This window comes from Cloacibacillus sp. An23 (assembly GCF_002159945.1).
In the GTDB taxonomy this organism is placed as follows: domain Bacteria; phylum Synergistota; class Synergistia; order Synergistales; family Synergistaceae; genus Caccocola.
Genome location: NZ_NFJQ01000008.1, coordinates 89,594 through 112,587, shown reverse-complemented (window position 1 = coordinate 112,587; position 22,994 = coordinate 89,594). Strand labels below are relative to the sequence as shown.

Here is a 22,994-nt window from a genome sequence, read left to right as displayed (position 1 = left end):
GCTTTATTTTAGCTCAAAGCGGCGGAAAATACCCGGCGGACGGCGCGCGCTACAAGGTCAAAATTTCCCCGTCCTCCGGCACTGCGATATTTTCCAGATGTTCGGCTTCTATGAACCTTCTCATGTCCGCGCGGCTCACGGAGGCGTGCGGCACCGCGTCCATGTGCGAGACTATGATCAGCGCCTCCGGCGCGGCCTCGCGCACTTTCAGCACGTCGTCCGTCCCCATGATGATGAGGCCTCCCGTCAGGAACTGCGCGCCCGCCGCGTTCACCGCCACAACGTCCGGCGAATATCTGCCGAGCGCGCGGCGCACGCAGTCCGCCCATATCGTGTCGCCGGCGAGATAGAAAGTCTTCTCCCCGGGATTTTTGAACACGACGCCGGAGGCTTTGCCGCGGATGCCGAAAGCGTCGTAAAAGCTCTTAGTTTTTTCCGGGTCTCCGTGCACGCAGTCCGTCTTGCAAAGCTCCGCCTCTCCGAATTTCGAGCCGGAGTACTCAAGCGTCTCAACGTTCGTGAAGCCGAGCTTCTTTACTATATCCGCGTCCCATTCGTCCTGAGTGAAGAACTTTATATCCTTCGGCAGAGCCTTCGCCGCATACTCGTCGAAATGGTCAGGATGGAAGTGCGTCATTATCACGGCGTCTATGCCGCGCATCGCTTCCTCGGGCGGAAACGGCAGCGGCGACGTGGGCCAGCGCAGCTCCGGATGGAAGCAGCTCTCGAACGGAGGGAAGGCGTCCTTCTCAGCGAAGAACGGGTCTACGAGGAAACATTTCCCCGCGTAGGTTATTTTCGTCGTCGCTCCCCTGATTTGCTGAAATTTCATCTGTGATCTCCCCTTTGACAAAAACCGTGCGTCTCATTGTCCCGGACTTTTCCGGCCCGGCGCGCGCCCCGCCGGAGTACGGCGCAGTTATATATTACGGCGTCCGCCCCGCCGGCACAATATCCGGCGCTTTGCCGATAAAAGAGAAAAGGCTCGCGGGGCCGCGCCGCCGGGAGCCGTCACTCGGACAAAAGCTCCCTCGCCGCCGCGCACGCGTAGCACACCGCTGGCGCGCAGACGCTTTTGAAAAGCCCGGCTCCGGCCGCCGCGTTCAGCTCCGACTGCACCGCGGGGTCAAGGCCGCCGAGCAGCTCTTTGCAGTTGACGCTTCCGTATTTTTTAATAAAGCGGCGGTCGAACTCGTCTTTCTTTTCTTTCAGCTTCGCTGCGCGTTCGGCCTCGCCCGGGCCTCCGACGCCGTATTTCAGGCCGAGCGCCATATACGCGCCGGTCACGCAGCCGCAGACGCCCGCGTGCTCCATGCCGGAGCCGAAGCAGGACGCTATGCGCCGCGCCGTCTTTTCGTCCAGCCCGAGCTCGGTCGCCAGCTCGCCGAACACCAGCATCGAGCAGATCACGCCCGAGCCGAATCCCTCCAAAGCCTGCGTTTCGTCTATCATACGCCAGCCTCCCAGCTTTCTATAAAACTTCCGCACACCGTAGGTTGCGTTACGCTAATACAACTAGACCAACTCTAATATATATACCGCAAAATTGCAAGAGCGGTCTCCGCCGGAGATGCGCGATAAAATAAGCTCCGCGGACAGTACAGTCACGCGGAGCTTAATTGCGTATATTCTGCTATGTTCCGGCGGTTACTCGGAGACTACCGCGTGGGCTCCGTTCTGCGGAGTTTCCTCGAGAAGGGCGAGAGCCTTCTCGACCATCTCGCGGCGGTAGTCTACTTCCTTGTCGTGAGGAAGCGACGGGTTGCCGAATACGTGGAGGACGCTGTTGCCGCGAAGTATCCTGTTCGCGCCTATGCCCTCCGATATCTTCGTAAGGTTCGTGACATGCACGACCGGTATGCCGGCGCGCTGTATTTCTTTTGTCATCACTGCGCCGCAGCGAGAGCTCGTTCCTCAGGTGGATGTGAGGATCACGGCGTCGACATGGTCCGCGAGCAGCGCCTGCGCTATGCCTTCGCCGAGCTTCTTGCTCATGTCGAGCGGAGTCATGACGCCCGCGGTCATGTAGTAGTGGTCGAGCAGCGCGCCTATGCGCCCTTTCTTTACCTCCTCGCGCAGGCAGTCGACAGGCACTAGGCGGTTCGGGTCCTGAAGTACGAAGGCGTTGTTGTAGCCCTGATGGCTGACCTCGTAATCCTCGGCTTTCAGGTAGTCCTGCCCTGCGAACGAGTAGCAGCGCCAGTTCTTAGAGTTCGTCGGCGGCATCCTGTCAGGGTTGCCGCGCGGCACGAGTCCGCCGTCGGTCACGACCGCTACGAGGCATTCTGAAAGCGGCTTCGACAGCACCGGCACCGGTATCTCCTCGTGGTTCGGCATGACGACCTCTGTGCGGAAGGGCCTGCCGTAATATTTGTTGAGAAGCATGTCCACGCCGCGCTTGCAGGCCGGCGTCGAGTAGTCCACCTCTATCGCGGGGCCGCTGCCGTGGTAGCCCTCCTGCTTGCCGTCGCGTATCGTTTCGCCCGAGGCGAGCTTGAGGCCGAACTCGACGAGGCGCGTCATCGCGTCCTTCATGTTCTTCGCGTTGTTGTCGGTCTGCACGATGTAGCAGCGGTTCTTATAAAGGTCTGTGCCCGGGTTCTCCGAGAACAGCGCCGTAGCGCAGGGGATCTTGAGCTGCTCCTGCACGGCCGCAGTCAGCGCCGCGCAGGCTATGCCGTAGCGTCCGGCGTTGAAGCCTGGGCCCGCGAGCACAAGGTCGGGCTTCACCTCGCGGATTATATCGAGTATCTGCGGTATCACCTCGGCCTGGTGCTCGGATATATAGTTGTCGCCGCAGATGACCGTCTTGACGATCTCGCCGCGTCCCGCGAGCACGGCCTTCATAAGCATACCGGGGCCGACGGGGCCGTCTTTTGTCGAGAGTCCGACGCTCGCCTGATCCTCGCCGCCTATACCTCCGTAGAACTGGTTTATGTAATGAAGTATCCTTAATTTATCAGACATGGCGCATACCTCCTTACTTCCACTCCAGGTCGGCATCCGCCGTCTGGAAATAATCGCCTATCTGAGACCAGCAGCCGCACAGCGCGTAGTTCGTCGTGTGCGTGAAAGGCCCCCACGGATTGTAGCCGAGCAGGCACGGCACGTTCGCGTGTTCGCCTATGAGGCGGTCGACCTTCGGGTGTTCCACGTCCCAGTTGCGCCCGCTGCTTATGACCGCGTCCACGCGCGGGTCTGCTATTACGAGCATGTCCCCCGGCTCGTAGTTAGAGACGGCGGCCTGGTTGCTTATCGCCGGCATACCGAGCTTCTCCATCCAGTTGAAGGCGAGGGCCGAGTCGAGCTGCGCGTGTCCCATGCCGGATTTGTTGACTACCACGCAGTCCGCGTGCAGGGTGTCGCGGCAGAGGCGCGCGCCTATCATGCCCATCGTCTCTTTGCCGTCGAGCTTCATGACGTTGTTCGCGAAGACGCATCCGACGAATTCGAGATCCTTGCCGTGGCGGTTGAGCAGCTCTTTGATATACATCTCGTTCTGGAGATAGTAGTTCGGCTCCCAGTAGCGCCAGACCATCGCGCCGTCGAGTATCTCAGTCGGCTGCACCACCATCGGCAGGAAGCCGAGAGCGCTCTGTCCGTAGAAGAGGAAGTTCCACGTGTCGTGCGATGCGAGGTGCGTCGCGAAGTATGCGACGCGCGGCAGACGCTTCTCGCCGGGCTTGTACTCGATGGGGTTCCACTCGAAGCGCTCCGAGTAGTCGATTTTATGTCCGAGGCCGAGCTTCGCGAGGTAGACGTTCGCCTTGAGCGATGCGAGCTTCAGCGCCTCGGCGTAGCTGGCGTCGCTCACGCCATCGGCGGGCTCCGCGTCTATGCAGACGTGGAAGTGCTTCGAGAAATGCGAGTAGCGCGCCGCGGGGCCGCCCATATCGAGGTAATACTTGATGTTGCATTTAGCGTAATAGATGTCGGAGACGACGACGCCCTTGAGCGCCAGCGTCTTCCCCTCGCCGGCCGGCGCGAGTTTGCCGAGAATGCCGGGATAAGTCTCGTCGGGGTTCTCGACCTTGCAGCGCGGCTGCATGACGTCGTGTATCGCGAGTATGCGGCAGCTTTCGCCCGGAGCCGCGAGCTCTATCTCGAGCCGCGAAAACAGGTCGCTCGAGCAAAGCTCGCGCAGCTCGTCGCGGTTTATCGTCAGCACGCCGTCCTCGAGCGACGACTTCTCTCCGAAGCGCACCGAGCGCACGTAGATATAATCTATTTCAAAAGGTTTTGCCATGTTTTCACTCCTTTTTGTGACACGCCGCCCCCGGCCTTCCGCGCAACGGCAAAGGCGGAAGGCTGAGGGAGCGGCTTATGTTATTGCTGCTGGGTTACTGTTTGATTATCAGGGAAACCCCGTTGGGGATGACCGTCACGCGCGCGGAAGCGCCCCTGAGCGCGCGGGCGCGCGCGTAGGCCTCCTCGAGCGAGGGCGCGTATTCCATCTTCATCGCCGTTATCTCTTTTTCGAGCTCGGGGCGTGTGACGAAGTAGACGTGATGCTTCTCGAGTATCCGGGCGAGTATCTGATACTGCCACTGGTCTGGCACAGTTTCGTCCATCGGCACGCGGCGTATCTCCTCGAGCAGCTCCTCGGGGGTCGAACACTCGCTGAGCGCCTTGTAGAAGCTGTCGCCTCCGATTCCGTCCGCGCACTCGGCGCATATTATCAGAGCGCCGTCTTCGCCGGCCGCGTCCGCAGCGGTCGTAAGTCCCTTGACCGCCTGATAGACGTTCTGGTCGAGCGGGGCGCCGCCGTTGGACGTTATTACGATGTCCGCCTTGTACGCAGGGTCGGCCTCGCAGTACTTTGCGAGATAGGCGCATCCCGCGTGATGGGCCTCTATCGCGTCGCCGGCGAAGGCCGCTACGACCTCGTGAGCCTCGTTGACCACGACGTTGACGATGTATGCGAGCTTCGCCATGCGAGCGGCGCATTCCATGTCGCGGTTTATCGGGTTGCCATCAATCACGCCCATGCGCGACTTCGGATCGTCGATGAAATCCGCGCAGTGATTGCCTAGCACCGTCACGCGGCTGCATACGCCGGGAAGTATGCTCTTGCGGCCGCCGGAGAAGCCGGCGAAGAAGTGAGGCTCGATGAAGCCTTCGGATACAACAAGCTCCGCGTTCGCGACGAGCGAGTTGACGACGAGGCGCGCTCCGGAAGGAAGGACGCCGAGCTCCGTCAGCGGGGAACTGTCGCAGTCGTGGACGACTATGCGCTCGCGCGACGCGATTTCCTCGCCGAGCTTATGCACGAGCTCCTCGGGAGTGGTGCCCCTGTGGCAGCCGGTCGCGACGAGCAGGGTTATGTCGATGTCGGGATTCCCGGCGCGCAGCTCCGCCAGCATGTGCGGGATTATCTGTTTGCTCGGCACGGGGCGCGTGTGGTCGCTGATTATGACCACCGCGTTCTTCTTCCCCGCCGCAAGCTCGCTGAGCTTCGGTGAAGCTATGGGCGAAGCCATAGCCTCAAGGACGATCCTGTCGCCGTCCGCGCCGCCGCCGAGCTCCTGTATCTTCGATTCGACGAGCTGATATTCCTCTTTGATGTCAAGCGTCTGATAAGTCTTCCCGTAAGGGATCTTTATCTCCATTGCTTCCACCTCTCAGCCAAGCTGTTTCTTCAGGAACTCCAGAGTCTTCTCGTAAGCGTGCTTCTTCCACGGAAGCGAAAGGAAGCGGTGGTTCGCCCCTTCCACGATGTCGAGCTCGCAGTTGTCCCCGTAGACCTTCTTAAGCGCGTAGGCGCTCTCGACGGGGATGTCCACGTCGCCAGTGCCGTGGATGAGAAGTACCGGCTTGTCGTAGCCCTTCACCATCTCGAGGAAGTCCATGCCGGCGCACTCGTCCATGAATTCGCGCGAGAGCTCGAGGCCGTCGATGTCCCATCCGCGCTCAGTCGGCCCGCGCATCGTGCGCGTGCGCTGTCCCGCCTGGAAGAGCATCGTGAGAGCCGTAGACCATCCGAAGGCCGCCTTAGGCTGTATATGAGGCGCTTCGACGAGCGCGAGCAGAGCGCCGAGGCTGTGTCCGCCGAGGAACATGTTGTTTACATCGACGTACGGCTGCTTGGCGGCCCACTCGAAGATGGCGGCGGTCTCGTTCATTTCGCTGCCTATCGTCATTTCATAGAACTCGCCCTCGCTCTCGCCCGTGCCGTAGAAGTCGTAGCGCACGACGCAGAAGCCTTCCTTCACGGCCATACGGACGAACTCTTCGTAAAGCCTCTGCGGCCCCGTCTTCCACACAGTGAAGCCGTGGAGGAAGACTATCGTCGGGAAAGGACCGCCCGAGTCCGGCATGCGCACGTTTCCGCGCAGAAGACGTCCGTTTACGTCCAACTCATTAGCCAAATACATTTTACTATATCTCCTTAACTATATCTTAACTGCCGAAAATCCGTTACCAAGGGATCATTCCGAAAAGCTTCGGGAGAATGAGCACCGTGTCCGGTATCAGTATCATGATCGCGAGCACTATGTAGAGGATTATGACCTGAACCACGACCTGCTTCATCGCCTGCTCGAGCGAAACGCCAGCGATCTTCATCGTTATGAAGAGGTTCGGCCCCATAGGAGGCGTCAGCATTCCTATGCAGAGGTTGACAACCATCATTACGCCGATGAATATCTCGTGATAGCCGAGCGCCTTGAGTATCGGGACGATGATCGGCGCGAAGAGTATGACGCCGGAGTTCGTATCTATGAACATGCCGACGATGAGCAGTATGAAGTTCAGTATCAGCATGATAAGCACCTTGCTGTCCGTGAAGGAAAGTATCGCGCTGCTGATCTGGTTCGGTATGTCGGCGAGCGTCAGTATGCGCCCGAAGGTGTTGGCTCCGCCGAAGAGGATCATTATGGTCGCGGAGGTTATAGCCGCGTCAACGAAAGCTTCCTTGAGGCCGTCCCATGTCAGAGTCTTATAGATGAAGGTGCTGACCGCCATCGAGTAGACGACGCCGACGACCGCGGACTCTGTCGGAGTGAATATGCCGGTGTAGATACCGCCGAGGACGATGACGGGCATGAGCAGAGCGCCGATGCCTTCGCGCACGGCCTTCATCGTGCCGCCGGAGGAGGGCTTGCCACGGTAGTTATGCTTCTTCGAGTAGAGCTTGTTGTAGATGATGAGGCCGATGCCCATCATGATTCCGGGGACGACTCCGCCCATGAACAGCGTCGTCGTCGAGCAGCCTATCGTGACTGCGAACATTATCATAGGAATGCTCGGCGGGATGACCGGGCCTATCGTCGAGCCGGAGGCGAGCAGCGTAGCCGAGTATTCTGGAGCGTAGCCCTGCTTCATCATAGCGGGGATCATTATGCCTCCGATGGCCGCCGCGGTCGCGGGGCCGGAACCTGAGATGGCGGCGAAGAGCATGCTCGCTATCATAGCCGAGGTGCCGAGGCCGCCCGCCGAGTCGCCGGTCACCGATTCGGCGACCTTGACGAGCTTCTGCGCGAGCCCCGAGGTGGACATCAGCGATCCGACGAGCATGAAGAACGGTATCGCCATCAGTGCGAAGGAGTCGCAGCTCTTGACCATAGACTGCGCGAGCATCATGTCCATCATCTGTCCCGGGAAGTAGGCCATGAAGACGGCGAGCGTCGATATGGCGAGTCCGGCGAAGATAGGAACGGTGAGGAAAAGAAGCACCAGAAGGGTGCCGATAAGTAAAGCTATCATATCAGTTAAGCCTCCTTGTGCTTAGCCGCAGCTGCGGTCCTGCAGCGGCGCTGTATGACCCTGAGCGTGAAGCCCGCCATGCCGAGCACGCCGGCGAGGTAGAGAGTCCACGACGGCAGCCACGTCATGGCCGGGAACACCTGTCCCGTGGACATGACGCGCATCATGACGCCGAAAATTTTATAGGTGAGCAGGCAGCCGAAGAGGACGACTATTATATCGCCGATGAGGAATACAGTCTTCGCGCGCTCCTCGCCGAAGACCATGTTCGCTACCGTGACCTGCAGATGCGAGCTCGTCTTGCCGGCGAGGCTGACGCCGGCGAAGGTCATCCAAACGAAGAGATAGCGCGCGGCCTGCTCCGACCAAGTCGCCGTGTAGTGGAAGCAGAAGCGCGTGACGACGTTTACGAAAAGTATGACCGTGAGGATGCTGAAGAGCACGATTATCATCGCTATCTCGATTTTATCGTACCACGGTGCTTTTTTATCGATTAACATGAAATTCTCCTTTTTTTGAGACAACAAAGGGGAGAGCATGGGAAGCCCACACTCTCCCCGCGACTTCAAAAACCTATCTGAGGTTTATCGTTCGCTTAAAACCCTAGTGCTTTGCGTTGATCGCCTCGACGGCCTTCACTGCGTCGGCTCCGCTCTGCCCCTGCTCCTTCACGAACTCGTCGTAGACGGGCTGGGCGGCTTTACGGAACTCCATGCGCTGCTCCGGCGTCAGCACGATGACCGTCGTGCCGCTCTTCTTGACCTGCTCGCGGAAGATATCGTCGTCCTTCTTGACCTCGGCGCGCTCCCAGTTGACCGCTTCGGCTGCGGCTTCCTTGATTATCTTCTTCTGGTCGTCGTTGAGCCTGTTCCAGGTGATGGTGGAGATGATGAGCGGGCAGGCGTCGTAGATGTGGCCCGTCTCGACGACGTACTTCTGGACTTCATAGAAGCGCGAGTTGACTATGTTCGTGTAGGGGTTCTCCTGCGCGTCGATGGTTCCCTGCTGCAGCGCGGTGTAGAGCTCGGACATCGCCATCGGTATCGCGGAAGCGCCGAGCGTGTTGAAGTGCGCCATGTGGTACTTGCTGTCCATCGTGCGGATCTTTATGCCTGCGACGTCGGCGGGCTTCGTCACTTCTTTGTTGCATGTGAGGTGGCGCCAGCTCTGGGTCATCCAGCCGAGAAGGTAGAATCCCTGCGGCTCGAGCGCTTTGCCCACGGAGTCGCCGAGCGGGCCGTCGAGGACTTCCTCAGCGGCGGCTTCGTTCTTAAAGAGGTAGGGCAGGTCGAATATCGCGGTGCTCGGCGTGAAGCCGGAGAGCGCGGCGACCGACGGGGCCATCATGTCGAGCGAGCCGAACTGGAGCTGCTCCATCATAGCGGTGTTGTCGCCGAGCGAGGAGTTCGGGAAGACCTGGATCTTGAGCTCTCCGCCGGACTTGTCGGAGACGAGCTTGGCGAAGTAGTCGAGCCCCTTGTCGAGGCTGCTGTTGTCGGCTACGACGTGGCCGAGCCTCAGCGTCGTGGCGGCCTCGGCCTGCCCCGCGAACGCGGCGGCCGCGACCATAAGGGCCATCACTGCGGACATAATGCTTTTTCTCATAATTTCAACGTCCCTTCTGTGCTTTTGTTTTTATGAAACTTTTAGGGCTTAGCCCAAAAGTCCATCAAGCCGGACGTCGTACGCTCGTCCGTCTTGAAACTGCCTTTTCCCGGCAATTCTCTCCGTCACATATACCTTTTTTCACTATACTTATTTTATTCTTTCACGCATATTTTTCTATATTTCCTATTTCTAACAAAACGGCAAACAAAATGTGCACGGAGCACAGCTTCGCGTCGTTTTCCGGCTATGAACGGGCGGCGCGGCGTGTAATCAGCAATATCGCCTATAATATGCGCATATCAGCATAAGGAGGAATTTATCCGTGTCCCTGTGCAGCGGGTCGACGCCGAGGAGCTCGCGCAGCCGCGACACCCTCATCGTCACGGTGTTTCTGTGCACAAACAGCTTCTCCGCCGTGAGGATCACGTTCATATCGCATTCGATAAGTGCCTCTGCCGTAGCGAGCAGCTCCGGCTCGCCGCGCAGCCGCTCCGCGTACGGCGCAAGGAAGTGGCGGAGCTGCGACGGCTCGGTCTTCTGGAATGTGTATTCAAGAATATATTCCGAGGCGTAGTATATCCCGCCGCGCTTTCCTTCCGCGCGCGCCCATTCGCCCGCGATAAGCGCGGCCTCGAGGCTGAGGCGGTATTCTTCGGGCTGGGCGGCGTACGTACCAACGAATATCTCCGGCGCAAACCCGCAGCGCGCGCTTATCCGTTCGGAGAGGGCGCGGAGGTATCCGTCGAGCCTGCTCTTCACCGAGCGCCGCGTCTCGCCGAGGCAGCGGCATATCACCAGCCGTCCCTCGCCGGTCAGGCCGCATATGTCCTGCGCGTCGGCCTCGCGAAAGCGCGACGCGACGCGCGCGGCCTCGCGCAGTTCTTCGGCCCCGCCGTTCACGACGCAGACGGCGCGCGGTATGCCGAGGTCTTTGCCGTATTCCTCGGCGAGCAGAAAGGTGTAGACTTTCATCTCGAGCGTGTCCGTATAGAGCAGGCTGTCGAGAAGGCGGTTCTCCCCCGGACGGGCGGCGCGCGCATCATCCGGCGCGCTTTCGCCGCCGCAGCGGCGCGCCTCGGATGCGAGCACGTCGAGCATTCGTACTGGAACAGCGGCGCTCGAATAATCTTCGGCGCGCAGGCACAGGAATATCTGAAAGGACGGAGGCAGCGGGAGCTGCACGAGATAGTAAAGCCGTCCGCCGCGCGAAAAGACCGACGCCTCTTTCCTCATATCAAAGCGTGCGGGCGGAACGCCGCATTCGGCGTCCTCGCGGCACATCAGCCTGACGCCGCCGTCGAAGAGCGCGACGCCGCCGCGCGGGAACGCGGCGCAGGCCATCTGAAAGAGCCGTTCAGCGTCTGCTCTTTGCATAGCGTCTCTTCGCCTTCATTATCTTGGTGAGGAATTCGCGCCGAGATTCCGCCTCGTAAAGAGGCCTGACGCTCCTGCGCCATACAGCCATCTCGTCGTCGGTCGGGACAATTACCTTCATGCCGAGGCGCACGAGCTCCTCCTTCGCGGCGCGGTTCGTCTCGACCTGGCGGCGGCGCACCCACGCCCCGCTCTCCTCCGCCGCCTGTCGGAACATTTCCTGGCGTTCCACGTCGAGTTCGAGCCACGATTTCTTAGAGATGCAGAGCGCCTCCATGCTGTACCATATAGGCAGCTCCGTCACATAGTCCTGGTATTTGTAGAATTCCATGTCGAGGATGTTCTTGTAGGGATTCTCCTGGCAGTTGATTATATTCGAGGCGAGCGCGTCTTTGATGTTGTTATAGTAAATCTGGAGCGGCACCGCGCCGAGGCCGGCGAAGTAGTCGCGTATCGAGGCCGACGCGAGTATCCTTATCCGCCGTCCCTTCAGGTCGGACGGGACGCGGATGGGCGTGCCGCGCGAGGTGAGGCAGCGCCAGCCCATCGACCATAGGCCGCAGCATATTATCCCGGCCTCGTCGAGGCTGTCGCGCAGCTCCGGGAGGACCGTGGTGCGGACGACGTACTCCGCCTCGTCCGGCGACTTGAAGAGGAAAGGCAGATGAAGTGTGAGCGCTTTGTTGTCGGTGTACGGGCAGAGCGCTATCGTCGAGCCGACGACTACGTTCAGCGCGCCGGACATCAGCATGCCGAATAGCTTGTAATTGTCGCCGGAGGTCGATACCGTGTGGATGTTGAGCTGGAATCCGCCGCCGCTCTTCTCGTAAAGCAGCTCCGAAAGATGGCGCAGCCCGAGGCTGAGCACGCTGCCCGGCTGCACGATTACGCCGCCGTTCCACACCGTGCGCCGCGTCCTGTTTATGACGCAGGCGCGCAGAGCTACGCGGTCGCGCACGCTGTGCAGCGGGTCGAGCGCGGTCCTCTCTTTTATTTTTCTTATGCGCTGGAGTACCGTGTTGCGGTGGACGCCAAGAGCTTCCGCGCATTTTATCGGGCTGCAGTCCGACAGCGACAGGCGCACCGCCGTGGCGGATATTTCCTGGTTCTCGTCCAGCGCCGACGATATATCGCGCGCGAGGTTCCTTCGCGCCGCGCCGTCAAGATTGGAGTAAAGCCATTCGAATATAAAGTCGTTGATGAAGAGGCACGATCCGCCCGTTCCGCCGTGCCGTGAATAGAGATACGCCGCCTCGGCGTAGCTCTTATGAAGCAGCGAGACTCCCTGATAGGCGCTTCCGGCGTATACCGAAAGCTCGGCGAGCCCGGAGGAACGCTCCGATATGTACTCCGACATAGAGGCCGCCATGCTTTTTATCTCTCCGGCGTAAGAGGTATAGTCGGCGCCAGGGACGGCCTTGAACACTATCATCTGCCCGGCGTCGGCGTAGCCGTAGATATCCTCGCGAGACAGTATCCCGGCCCCGGCGGCCCAGCGTTCGAGAGAAATGAACGGCACCTCGCCGTCGTGATGTCCCGACGCGGTCTCCACGACGCAGAGCACCGCGCAGCGAAGTATGTCGCGTTCATAGCCGAGAGCGCCGAGGTATGACTCCGCCTCCGAGTCTATGCGTCCGGAGCCGGCGAGCTGGCTGACGAGCATCGAGCGCTTGCGCCCCTCCTCCTCGGCCCCGCCCTCCGCGTCCATGCGGCACTCGGCCTGTATCAGGACTTTCAGATAGGCCGCAGCGAGCTCGCCTCGCTCCGCCGGCGCGGCGATATAGCAGACCGTCCTGCCGTCAGCCTCGCACGGCGTCCAATAGACGGACGCGGCGTCCGCGATACGCGCGGCCTCATCCGGGCCGGAGGCGCTCTCAAGCAGACGCGACAGATCCGCCGCGAACCGCTCTCCGCCACCGCCGAGAACGAGCCGCTGCTTCAGCTCCAAGTCCAGCACGCAGGCCGGAACGTCGAGCGAATGGCCCACGGCGCGCGAGACTGCGCTTATGACAGATTCATTCAGGTAAGACGCGCCCATTTTGCCGTGGACAGCCCTCCTCCGCATCCGCGCGCATTTTAGATACGTTCATGCCGCTTTTTCGTATCTGCCAGAAGTATAACATATTAAACACACTTCATATGAAAATTAAGCAAAATTCAGCATTTTGAAGGACTCAGCTCGCCCGCGGATCCGCTTGTATCAGCCGCGCTTCGCCGCGGATACTATAAACATCATCGGGCGGCGCATCTCGTCGCGCATTCCGGGAATCTCCGCGAGCATCATCGCCGTAGGGCGCGGCTCGGCGAAGCCGGTCAGCGCAAAGCCGTTCGAGAGCAGCGCGTTGATGTAGGCGTCGAGCGTGCGGTGGTATTTGACGACGCGTTCGCCGAGGAATACGGCGTCGCGGCGGCCTTCGTAATAATAATTATCGACCGGGAAGTGGGCTATCGAGCCGTCCGCATTATAGTGCCAGTCCTGCGGCCCCTGCGCGGTGAAGACGGGGTGCTCGGCGGAGAATACGAACGTTCCGCCGGCCGCGAGGAAACGGCGCACTTTTTTCACGACCGCGCCGAAGTCCCCGACGTAGTGAAGCGCGAGCGAGCTCAGCACGACGTCGAAACTTTCCGGCGGAAAGTCCGCGTCTTCTATCGCCTCTCGGACGTAGCGCACGTTCGCAGCCTTCGTCCGAGCGCGCGCCGCGGCGAGCATTTTTTCGGAAATGTCTATTCCGACGACGGAGGCCGCGCCGTTTTCCGCCGCGTAGACGCAGTGCCAGCCGTAGCCGCATCCGAGGTCGAGCACGCGCTTTCCGCGGAAGTCCGGCAGCATCGGACGCAGAGTCTCCCACTCGCCGGCCGCCGCGAGGCCGTACTTTGAGCGCGCCATCTGCGCGTATTTCTCAAAAAATATCTCGTCGTCGTATTTGTTCTCTTTCATCTGATTTTTCTCTTTCGCGGGAACATAAGAAAAGGGCGCGGCCCAGCCGCCGCGCCCGTGACGTTTCGTAATGTTACTGCTCTAAGCCGGCTCTGAAGGCTTTGAGGTTGAGGTCGAGAAGTTTCTCTGGGATCAGCTCTTTGAGCACGTCCTCCCAGTCGAGGTCCTCAAGGCCCATCGCCTTGACGAGCGCGCCGAGGAGCACTATGTTCTGAGCCTTGATGTTGCCGAGGCTGCTCGCTATCTCTCCGGCGTTGAAGACCTTCGTGTTCGGCACCGCGGCGCGGAGCTTCTCGGTCACGCCTTCGGGATATTTGGCGGCTCCGGTGAGCACCGGCAGGGAATATATTTCGAAGTCGTTGACGACGAGCGTGCCGCCCTTTTTAAGATACTGCAGCCAGCGCGCGGCTTCGACCTTCTCAAAGGCGACGAGCACGTCGGCCTCGCCCTCGGGCACGACGGGCGAAGCTACCTTAGAGCCGTAGCGCACGTGCGTCGTTACGCTGCCTCCGCGCTGGCTCATGCCGTGTATCTCGGACATCTTGACGTCGTAGCCTTTGCGCACGAGCCCTTCGGAGAGTATCTTCGAGGCGAGTATCGTGCCCTGTCCGCCGACTCCGACGAGGAGAATGCTTTTAGTATCGTTTTTCTTCATGGCCTAACCCTCCCTGACTATCGCGTGCTTCGGGCATATCTGCATACAGACGGTGCAGCCGTTGCATGAAGCACGGTCGATGTAGACGCGCCCGTCGCGGAAGTTGACCGCCGGGCATCCGGCCTTGAGGCAGAGCTTGCATTTCACGCACTTCTCCTCGTCTACGAAGCATTTCATATTCGCGCGGCGCCTTACGACTTCTTTGATCAGCGCGCAGGGCGAGGTCGTGATGATGACGAAGGGCTCCGTCGCCTCGTATCCGGCGCGGACCGCGTCTCTCGTCGCCGTGAGGTCGTACGGGTCGATGAGGCGGATGTTTTCTTCCTTCACTCCGCAGGCCATGCAGAGCGCCTTGAGGTCCACCTGGTGCGTCGGCTCGCCCATGAGCGTGCGGCCAGTGCCCGGGTTTTCCTGATGTCCGGTCATGGCGGTTATGCGGTTGTCGAGTATGTTGACGACTATCGGGGCCTTGTTGACTATCGCGTCGATGAGGCCGGTTATGCCCGAGTGGAAGAATGTCGAGTCGCCTATGACCGCGAACACTTTTTCCTTGCGGCCCGCGCGTTCGACGGCTTTGCGGAAGCCGACGCCGCCCGAGACGCTCGCGCCCATGCAGATGACCGTGTCGGTGACGGAGAGCGGCGGAACGATGCCGAGCGTGTAGCAGCCGATGTCTCCCGTCACGACGATATCTTTATATTTGCCGACTTCGTAGAAGAACCCGCGGTGCGTGCAGCCTGCGCAGAGCACCGGCGGGCGCGGCGGTATCTCGGCGTCTATCGAGTAGCCGCCGCTCTCCTCAGAGTCGGGGAAGAAGGCGCGGCGCACGCGCTCGGGCGTGAGCTCGTCTATCCACGGCAGCTTCTCGCGTCCGGTGCAGGCGATGCCGAGCGCTTTGACGTAGTTTTCAAGATACGGCTCGTTTTCCTCTATGACGTAAAGCGTTTCGACCGAAGCGGCGAAATCGCGGATTTTCTTCTCGGGCAGCGGCCATGTGAAGCCGAGCTTGAGGTATGACGCTTCGTCGCCGAAGACTTCCTTCGCGTGGTTGTAGGAGATCCCGCTCGTGATGATGCCTACGGTCCCGCTTCCGCGCTCGACGCGGTTGAGCGGGGTCGTCTCGCTGTATTCTTTGAGCGCAGCGATGCGCTCGGTCAGTATCTGCTTGCGGCGCTTCGCGTTCGCTGGGGCCATGACGTATTTCGTCACGTCCTTCTTGTACGGGCGCACTTCGCGCTCGACCCTGTCGCCGGTCTCGACGAGCGTCTTGCTGTGGCATATGCGCGTCGTGACGCGGAAGAGCACAGGCGTGTCGTATTTCTCGGAAATCTCGAAAGCTTCCTTTACGTAGTCGAGGCATTCCTGGCTGTCGGATGGCTCCACCATCGCTATCTTAGCGTGCGAGGCATAGAAGCGGTTGTCCTGCTCGTTCTGCGAGCTGAAGAGGCCGGGGTCGTCGGCGGACACTATCACGAGGCCGCCGTTGACGCCGGTGTAGGCGAGAGTAAAGAACGGGTCTGCCGCTACGTTGAGACCGACGTGCTTCATCGCGGCGAGGGCGCGCGCTCCCGCTATCGAAGCGCCCGCCGCGGCCTCCACCGCGACTTTTTCGTTCGTCGCCCACTCGGAGTAAACCCCTTTGTCCTTGTAGAGCGCGAGGTTTTCAAGAATCTCCGTCGAGGGCGTCCCGGGATACGCGGCGGCGAAGTGCAGCCCGGCTTCCCACGCGCCTCGGGCCGTCGCCTCGTTTCCGGTCATTATCTTCCTCATTCAATCTCCTCCTTGTAAATAAAAAACCCGGCCTTCGCGAGCGAAGCCGGGATATAAAACTCCTTGCCTTGTTGCCGTTATTCTTTGTCTTCGGCGGAACGCTCGTCTCCGGCGTCGAGCATTATCCACGCGGCGCCGTCGAATCTTACCAACCCGCTTATTATATACATTAAAGCGACGGCGAGGAAAGCCTTTTCACGCAAAACTACGAAGCAGAGGACGATGAAGGTCGTCATGCCGTAAAGCTTGACCTTGTTGACGTTGTGTTTGCTGAGGCGCTTCGTGTTACAGTAGGGGACGGAGCTGACCATCAGCGCGCCGACGAAGCACATGGCGCACATCGCGGCGAGCGGAGTCACCGGCGCGCCGGCCATGACGAGCGAGGCGAGCGAAAGGCCGCCCGCCGGTATCGGAAGCCCCTGGAACGGGCCCGTCGGCACGTGCGCGACGTTGAAACGCGCGAGGCGCAGCACGCCGCAGAGCGCGAAGAAGGAGGCGGAGAGCGGGCCCCATACCCCGCTTTCCGGGCCTATATATGCGGTGTAGACGAGAAAAGCCGGAGCGACGCCGAAGCTTATAGCGTCGGCCAGGCTGTCGAGCTCCTCACCGAAATGGCTGCCGCCGCCGAGGCTGCGCGCGACGCGGCCGTCCATAACGTCGAAGAAGGCCGCGAAGCATATAAGCAGAGCGGCCGGGACGAGACGTCCGTGCGACGTGAGTATTATCGCGGAAACGCCGCAGAATACGCTGCCGCTTGTTATCATGTTCGGGATTATCATCCTGAACGGTATATTTCTGACTTGCCTGTGCTTACGCATTTTTTTTCACTCCTATTATGGTACGTCCGGCGAATACCTTGTCTCCGAGTTTTACGTTGGGAATTATCGCAGGCGGAAGATAGATATCCACCTTTGATCCAAGCTTTATCATACCATATCTTTCGCCGCCGCGCACAACGTCGCCCACTTTCACGCGCGGAGCTATGCGGCGCGCCATTATGCCTGCGATCTGCGTAAGCACGAAGCGCCCGTATTCGGACTCCGCTCCGACGTAGAAGCGTTCGTTTATCTCCGAAGCCTTGGGCGCTATCGCGAACCATTTTTTCCCCGGAACGTACTTCGCGTAGCCGACCGTGCCCGTCACGGGGAAACGGTTGACGTGGACGTTGAAGCCGTTCATAAATATGCCTATCTTAACGGCCTTGCCGGTGTACTCGTGCTCGGAGTCCTCAATCTCGACGACGGCGCCGTCCGCCGGGCTTAAAAAGTCGCCGTCGTTCAGCGGGCGCTCCGGCTCGCGCTCCGGGTCTCGGAAAAACCAGCAGACGAAGGCGAGCAATACGCAGAGGCACAGGCTTATCCACGGCGATACGTACCACCCCGCGGCCGTCATGAGCACAAGCGCGGCTATCGTCGGCCAGCCGTCGCGCGCGATCTTCACTTTAGTCTCCGCTCTCGTCCTTGCGGACGATGCTGATGTCGGCGACGGTGTCGCCTTCGTCGAGGCTCACTATCGTGTAGCCGGTCGCGGAGCGGCTCAGCGTCGATATTTCCTTGGCCACGATACGCACCATGCGCCCTCGGCTGGTTATGACGATGATGTCCTCGTCCTCCTGCACGCCCCACGCGCCGACTAGGTTGCCGGTTTTTTCCGACAGCTTCATCGCGCGGACTCCGTATCCGGCGCGGTGGTGCTGCGTGAATTCGTCGTAGGCGGTGCGTTTTCCGATGCCGCGTTCGCTGATGAAGAGCACCTCGCGGCCGTCGGACACCACGTCGCAGCCGACCACGGTGTCGCCGTCGTCGAGCCTTATGCCGCGCACGCCCTGCGCCTGGCGGCCCAGCGGGCGGAATTCGTCCTCGTTGACGCGAAGAGTCTGCCCCATCGCGGTCGTGAGCAGAAGGTCGTCGCTGCCGCTCGTCACGCGCACGCGCGCTATGTCGTCGTCGTCCGCTATGCCGAGCACGCGGCGGCCCGCCCTCGTCAGTCCGTCGAGCTCCGTCACGGGAAGCCGCTTCGCCGTGCCGAGTTTCGTAACGAAGAATACGAACTTCGCGCCCTCGAGCGCGCTGTCCTTCATCGCGACGACGCGCTCGTCCTTTTCGAGCGTGACTATAGTGCCTATGAGCTTGCCCTTGCCGGTCTTAGGCTCCGGCAGGGAGAAGCCGCGCACGCCGAAGACGCGCCCACGGTTTGTGAACAGGTAAAGCGTCTTGTGCGTCGTCGTGGTCGCGATTATCGCTATCTCGTCCTCGGCCTTCGTCGCGACGCCCTTTACGCCCTTGCCGCCGCGCTGCTGAACGCGGTAGTCCTGGAGCGGCATACGGCGGATGTAGCCGTCGCGCGTAAGGGCGACGACTATGTCCTCTTCGGGAATCAGGTCCTCGGCGGCGACCTCTTCGACGCTGTTCTCTATGTCGGTGCGGCGCTTGTCGTTATATGCAGTCTTGACTTCAAGCAGCTCGCTCTTCACGACCGAGTCAAGCACGACGCGGCTCGAAAGTATGCTGTGGTAGCGTTCGATGTCCATCAGGAGCTGGGCCAGCTCGGCGTCGAGCTTTTCGCGTTCGAGGCCCGTCAGGCGCTGGAGCCTCATGTCGAGTATGGCCTGCGCCTGTATCTCGCTGAATTCAAGTTCTGACATGAGTCTCTCGCGCGCCGTCTGCGCCGTGTCGGAGCCCCTGATTATCGCTATTACGCGGTCTATCGCGTCGAGCGCGCGGAGCAGCCCTTCGACGATATGACGCCTGTCCTCGGCCTTGCGCAGACGGAACTCCGTCCTCCGGCGCACCACCTCGCGGCGGTGGTTGAGGAATATCAGCACCATCTCCTTGAGCGGCAGCTCTTTCGTGCCGCCGTCTACAATGGCGAGGTTTATAACGCCGAAGGTCGTCTGGAGCTGCGTGCGCGAATAGAGCTGGCGCAGCACGAGGTTCGGGTCCGCGTCGCGCTGGAGCTCGACGACTATGCGCATCCCGTTCCTGTCGGATTCGTCGCGCAGGTCGGAAATCCCGTCGATTATGCCGGTCTGCGCGCCCTTCGCTATCGTCTCTATAAAGTTGGTCTTGTTGACCATATAAGGTATCTCGGTGATTATTATCGCGCGCTTGCCCTTCTTGGGCTCCTCTATCTCGACACGCCCGCGTACTATTATCTTTCCGCGGCCGGTGCGGTAGGCGTCTATTATGCCGTCGCGCCCGAGGATGACTCCGCCGGTCGGGAAGTCGGGCCCCGGCATGAGGTTCATCAGCTCGCCAAGTTCGACGTCCGGGTCGTCGAGCACCGCGCAGCAGACGTCTATCGCCTCGCCGAGGTTGTGCGGCGGCATGTTCGTCGCCATTCCGACGGCGATGCCGGTGCTGCCGTTGACGAGCAGATTAGGAATGCGCGACGGGAGCACGAGCGGCTCCTGCAGCGACTCGTCGAAGTTCGGCCCCCAGTCTATGGTGTCTTCGTTGATGTCGGCGAGCATCTCCTCGCCGAGCGCGTGAAGCCTCGCCTCGGTGTAACGCATGGCCGCCGGCGGGTCTCCGTCGATAGAGCCGAAGTTTCCCTGACCGTCCACGAGCGTGTAGCGCATGCTGAAATCCTGCGAAAGGCGCGCCATCGTGTCGTATATCGCCGCGTCGCCGTGCGGATGGTACTTACCCATCGTCTCTCCGACGATACGCGCCGACTTCTTGAAGGGCTGGTTGTGGCGCACGCCGAGCTCCATCATCGCGTAGAGTATGCGGCGCTGCACGGGCTTCAGCCCGTCGCGCGCGTCTGGCAGCGCACGACCGACAATGACGCTCATCGCGTAGTTCAGATAGCTTTGTTTGATTTCCTCTTCGAGCGGGAGCGTAATGACTTTGTTTATCTCAAACAAGTTGCTCTGCTTTGAATTGTGGTCCATATATTTACCTCCGAGCGCAGATAAGCGGAACATTTCAAAAATAAAGCGGCTTATACGCCGCGTTTTATTCCACCTTCTTATTATACCAAAAAGGCGGCGCTTACGCATGAGCGCCGGATTTGAACGGCGCGCCGCGTCTCTGCTACAATATTGGCGTTTCACGAACAAAACGCGATACGGAGAAAGGGGCGCTTCGGCGATGGAAGAGCACGCTTTGAACAGGGAACTTCTCGACAATATCATGGACGTTGCGCGCGTGATGTCCGCGGACGGAAAGCCCGCGGACTACATACCGGAGCTGGCGCTCATGCCGGCGGAGCTCTTCGCGCTGAGCTGCCTGCCGGTAGGCGGCAACGCGGTTGAGACGGGCGACACGGAGCGTTTCTTCACGATGCAGTCGGTCTCGAAGATCCTAGCGCTCGCCTTCGCGGTCGAACACTTCGGCGCGGACAACGTATTCCGCCACGTCGGCATGGAGCCGAGCGCCGACTCGTTCAACTCGCTCATGCGCATAGAGATGACCTCGTCAAAGCCGTCGAACCCGTTCATGAACGCCGGAGCCATCGCGGTCTGCTCGCTCATCCACACAGCCTACCGCGACGGCTCGGCGGACAGGCTGCTCGCGTTTTTCAGGGACATTACGGGACGCGAGGACGGCTTCGACGAAAAGGTCTGCGCTTCCGAAAAGCGCAGCGCCGACCGCAACCGCGCGCTCGCCTACTTCATGAAGAGCGTCGGACTGCTCCACGGAGACGTCGAAGCAATACTGGACTTCTACTTCAAGCTGTGCAGCATCCGCTGCACGAGCGGCGGCCTCGCGATGATCGGCGCGATGCTCGCGTCGGGCGGCGTTTCGCAGGCTACGGGGCGCAGGCTCGTGAAGCGCGAGACCGTACACACGGTCACTGGGCTCATGAGCGCCTGCGGACTTTACAACGGCTCGGGAGAGTTCGCCGTGCGCGTAGGACTTCCCGGCAAGAGCGGCGTCTCGGGAGGAATCCTCGCCGTCGTGCCGGGACGCATGGGGATCGGCGTTTTCTCGCCCGCGCTCGACGCGAAAGGGAATTCCCTCGCGGGCATGAGGGCGCTCGAACTTCTGTCGGAAAGGCTGAACCTGCGCGGATTTTAGGAAAACCGCCGAAGGGATATAAAGCGGCGGCGCGTCCGTGAAGCCGACGGACGCGCCGTTATTTTATAAAAATCCCATGGGGCACGCCCGAGCGCCGCAGCGCATCCCGGCAGCCCGCCGCGCATAAGGACGGCACGGCTTCGGCCTCTTTTCATAAAAATGCGGAAATCATACAAAAAGCGCGGCGCTCCCATGCGTAACGGGCGCGCTGCGCTTTTATGCGAAGTTACAAAATTATCCCTGCTTCTTCTGCTCCTTGCCCCATGAGTCCTTGAGCGAGACTGTGAGGTTGAAAACCGGCTTTTCCGGCGTCGTCGTGGTGTCGGCACAGAAATAGCCGTGGCGCAGGAACTGGAACTTGTCGAGCGGCGCGGCCTTCGCGAGCGACGGCTCGACGAGAGCGCCTTCCGCGACGCGCAGCGAGTCTGGGTTGAGGTAGTCCTTGTAGTCTTTGCCATCTTCCATGTCGTTCATGTTGCGCAGCGTGAAGAGGTTGCCGTAGAGGTTGACCTTCGCGGGCACCGCGTCTCCGGCCCACACCCAGTGCAGCGTGCCTTTGACCCTGCGTCCGTCGGGCGCGTCGCCGCCGCGGCTGTCCATGTCCGCGGTGCAGCGTATTTCGGTTATTCTGCCGTCCGCGTCTTTTTCAAAGCCGGTGCATGTTATCAGATAGGCGTGCTTGAGGCGCACCTCCTTGCCGGGCGAGAGGCGGAAGAAGCCCTTGACCGGCTCCTCCATGAAGTCGCCGCGCTCGATGTAGATTTCTCTGCCTATTTTGATTTTGCGGCTGCCCGCCGACGCGTCCTCGGGGTTGTTCTCCGCGTCGAGCTCGTCTACGAAGCCCTCGGGCCAGTTCTCGATGACGGCCTTCACGGGGTCTAGCACCGCCATGCCGCGGAGCGCCGTCTTGTTGAGCTCCTCGCGCAGGCAGTGCTGCATCAGCTCTATCTCTACGAGGCTGTCGGCCTTCGCGACGCCTATCTCGCGGCAGAAGCGGCGTATCGACGAAGCCGTGTAGCCGCGGCGGCGGAAGCCGCAGACCGTGGGCATGCGCGGGTCGTCCCATCCGTCGACGATGCCGAGCGTCACGAGCTCGAGCAGCTTGCGCTTGCTCATGACGGTATAGGTGAGGTTGAGGCGCGCGAACTCGTACTGGTGAGGCACGCTCGGCACGTCCGCATTCGCGATGAACCAGTCGTAGAGCGGCCGGTGGTCCTGGAACTCGAGCGTGCATATCGAATGCGTGACGCCCTCTATCGCGTCCTCGTAGCCGTGGGCGAAGTCGTACATGGGATAGACGCACCACTTCGAGCCGGTGCGGTGATGTTCCCTTTTCAGGATGCGATAGATGACCGGGTCGCGCATGTTGAGGTTGCTGCTCGACATGTCTATCTTCGCGCGGAGGACGTGGCTGCCCTCTTCGAACTCGCCCGCCGTCATGCGCGCGAAGAGGTCGAGGTTCTCCTCGACGCTGCGGTTCCTGTAAGGGGAATCGACGCCTGGCTTCGTCAGAGTCCCTCGGTTGGCGCGTATCTCTTCGGCGCTCTGGTCGTCGACGTAGGCTTTGCCTGCTTTTATGAGGTCTATCGCCCATTTGTGGAATTGGCCGAAATAGTCGGAGGCGTAGCGAAGCTCCGCCCACTCGAAGCCGAGCCAGCGGACGTCCTCCATTATCGCCTCGACGTACTCCGTATCCTCTTTCGCCGGGTTCGTGTCGTCGAAGCGCAGGTTGCAGCGCCCGCCGAATTCCTTAGCCGTTCCGAAGTTAAGGCATATCGACTTTGCATGACCTATATGAAGGTATCCGTTCGGTTCGGGAGGGAAGCGCGTGACTACTTCCTTGACGCGCCCGCTTTCCAGATCCGCAGAGATGATTTCTTCGATAAAGTTCTGATTCTTGTTTTCCGAAGCCATAAATCCA

The 22,994-nt window shown here is 60.5% G+C and carries 19 protein-coding genes; 1 reads left to right on the top strand and 18 read right to left on the bottom strand.

Going from position 1 to position 22,994, the window contains the following annotated elements:
• Positions 1 to 49: 49 nt before the first annotated feature.
• The 17 genes from B5F39_RS09240 to gyrA all read right to left on the bottom strand — a co-directional run bounded on the left by B5F39_RS09240 (position 50) and on the right by gyrA (position 19,944).
• Positions 50 to 832, bottom strand: coding sequence for an MBL fold metallo-hydrolase (locus tag B5F39_RS09240; protein ID WP_087366409.1), 783 nt, complete (start codon positions 830 to 832; stop codon positions 50 to 52).
• Between the two features lie 179 nt (positions 833 to 1,011).
• Positions 1,012 to 1,452 (bottom strand): C-GCAxxG-C-C family protein, encoded by a 441-nt coding sequence (locus B5F39_RS09235; RefSeq protein ID WP_087366406.1) that lies wholly within the window; start codon positions 1,450 to 1,452, stop codon positions 1,012 to 1,014.
• A 195-nt stretch (positions 1,453 to 1,647) separates the two neighbouring features.
• Positions 1,648 to 2,967, bottom strand: coding sequence for a glycine/betaine/sarcosine/D-proline family reductase selenoprotein B (locus tag B5F39_RS09225; RefSeq protein ID WP_239391205.1), 1,320 nt, complete (start codon positions 2,965 to 2,967; stop codon positions 1,648 to 1,650).
• A 13-nt stretch (positions 2,968 to 2,980) separates the two neighbouring features.
• Positions 2,981 to 4,246, bottom strand: a complete 1,266-nt coding sequence (locus B5F39_RS09220) for a glycine/sarcosine/betaine reductase component B subunit (protein ID WP_087366395.1) — start codon at positions 4,244 to 4,246, stop codon at positions 2,981 to 2,983.
• Between the two features lie 94 nt (positions 4,247 to 4,340).
• Entirely contained in the window at positions 4,341 to 5,609 is a 1,269-nt protein-coding gene (larA, locus tag B5F39_RS09215) for a nickel-dependent lactate racemase (RefSeq protein WP_087366393.1), read from the bottom strand.
• A gap of 12 nt (positions 5,610 to 5,621) precedes the next feature.
• A complete protein-coding gene (locus B5F39_RS09210; RefSeq protein ID WP_087366390.1) occupies positions 5,622 to 6,374 on the bottom strand; it encodes an alpha/beta fold hydrolase in 753 nt (250 codons plus the stop codon).
• 43 nt (positions 6,375 to 6,417) lie between these two features.
• Positions 6,418 to 7,704 carry a TRAP transporter large permease gene (locus B5F39_RS09205; protein WP_087366387.1) on the bottom strand — a complete coding sequence of 429 codons (1,287 nt, stop codon included), beginning with the start codon at positions 7,702 to 7,704 and terminating at the stop codon, positions 6,418 to 6,420.
• 5 nt (positions 7,705 to 7,709) lie between these two features.
• Complete coding sequence (locus B5F39_RS09200) at positions 7,710 to 8,204, bottom strand: TRAP transporter small permease (RefSeq protein WP_158096009.1); 495 nt, start codon at positions 8,202 to 8,204, stop codon at positions 7,710 to 7,712.
• Between the two features lie 103 nt (positions 8,205 to 8,307).
• Complete coding sequence (locus B5F39_RS09195; RefSeq protein WP_087366381.1) at positions 8,308 to 9,309, bottom strand: DctP family TRAP transporter solute-binding subunit; 1,002 nt, start codon at positions 9,307 to 9,309, stop codon at positions 8,308 to 8,310.
• A gap of 273 nt (positions 9,310 to 9,582) precedes the next feature.
• On the bottom strand, positions 9,583 to 10,686 hold the full coding sequence (locus B5F39_RS09190) for a helix-turn-helix domain-containing protein (protein WP_087366379.1): 1,104 nt from the start codon (positions 10,684 to 10,686) through the stop codon (positions 9,583 to 9,585).
• Entirely contained in the window at positions 10,667 to 12,724 is a 2,058-nt protein-coding gene (dctP, locus tag B5F39_RS09185) for a TRAP transporter substrate-binding protein DctP (RefSeq protein WP_158096008.1), read from the bottom strand. Before dctP ends, B5F39_RS09190 begins: the two co-directional genes overlap by 20 nt.
• 162 nt (positions 12,725 to 12,886) lie before the next feature.
• Complete coding sequence (locus B5F39_RS09180; RefSeq protein ID WP_087366373.1) at positions 12,887 to 13,624, bottom strand: class I SAM-dependent methyltransferase; 738 nt, start codon at positions 13,622 to 13,624, stop codon at positions 12,887 to 12,889.
• Positions 13,625 to 13,697: 73 nt separating this feature from the next.
• Positions 13,698 to 14,279 (bottom strand): indolepyruvate oxidoreductase subunit beta, encoded by a 582-nt coding sequence (locus B5F39_RS09175; protein WP_087366370.1) that lies wholly within the window; start codon positions 14,277 to 14,279, stop codon positions 13,698 to 13,700.
• 3 nt (positions 14,280 to 14,282) lie between these two features.
• Positions 14,283 to 16,049, bottom strand: coding sequence for an indolepyruvate ferredoxin oxidoreductase subunit alpha (gene iorA / locus B5F39_RS09170; RefSeq protein ID WP_087366367.1), 1,767 nt, complete (start codon positions 16,047 to 16,049; stop codon positions 14,283 to 14,285).
• 77 nt (positions 16,050 to 16,126) lie between these two features.
• Entirely contained in the window at positions 16,127 to 16,867 is a 741-nt protein-coding gene (gene pssA / locus B5F39_RS09165) for a CDP-diacylglycerol--serine O-phosphatidyltransferase (protein ID WP_087366364.1), read from the bottom strand.
• Positions 16,860 to 17,489 carry a phosphatidylserine decarboxylase gene (locus B5F39_RS09160; RefSeq protein WP_087366361.1) on the bottom strand — a complete coding sequence of 210 codons (630 nt, stop codon included), beginning with the start codon at positions 17,487 to 17,489 and terminating at the stop codon, positions 16,860 to 16,862. The genes pssA and B5F39_RS09160 overlap by 8 nt, the downstream gene beginning before the upstream one ends.
• Position 17,490: 1 nt before the next feature.
• Positions 17,491 to 19,944, bottom strand: coding sequence for a DNA gyrase subunit A (gene gyrA, locus B5F39_RS09155; protein WP_087366359.1), 2,454 nt, complete (start codon positions 19,942 to 19,944; stop codon positions 17,491 to 17,493).
• Between the two features lie 106 nt (positions 19,945 to 20,050).
• Between gyrA and glsA the strand changes: the two genes are divergently transcribed.
• A complete protein-coding gene (glsA, locus tag B5F39_RS09150) occupies positions 20,051 to 21,073 on the top strand; it encodes a glutaminase A (protein ID WP_239391203.1) in 1,023 nt (340 codons plus the stop codon).
• A gap of 234 nt (positions 21,074 to 21,307) precedes the next feature.
• Here the strand turns inward: glsA and B5F39_RS09145 are convergent, their stop codons facing one another.
• Positions 21,308 to 22,987 carry a glutamine--tRNA ligase/YqeY domain fusion protein gene (locus tag B5F39_RS09145; RefSeq protein ID WP_087366357.1) on the bottom strand — a complete coding sequence of 560 codons (1,680 nt, stop codon included), beginning with the start codon at positions 22,985 to 22,987 and terminating at the stop codon, positions 21,308 to 21,310.
• Positions 22,988 to 22,994 lie beyond the last annotated feature (7 nt).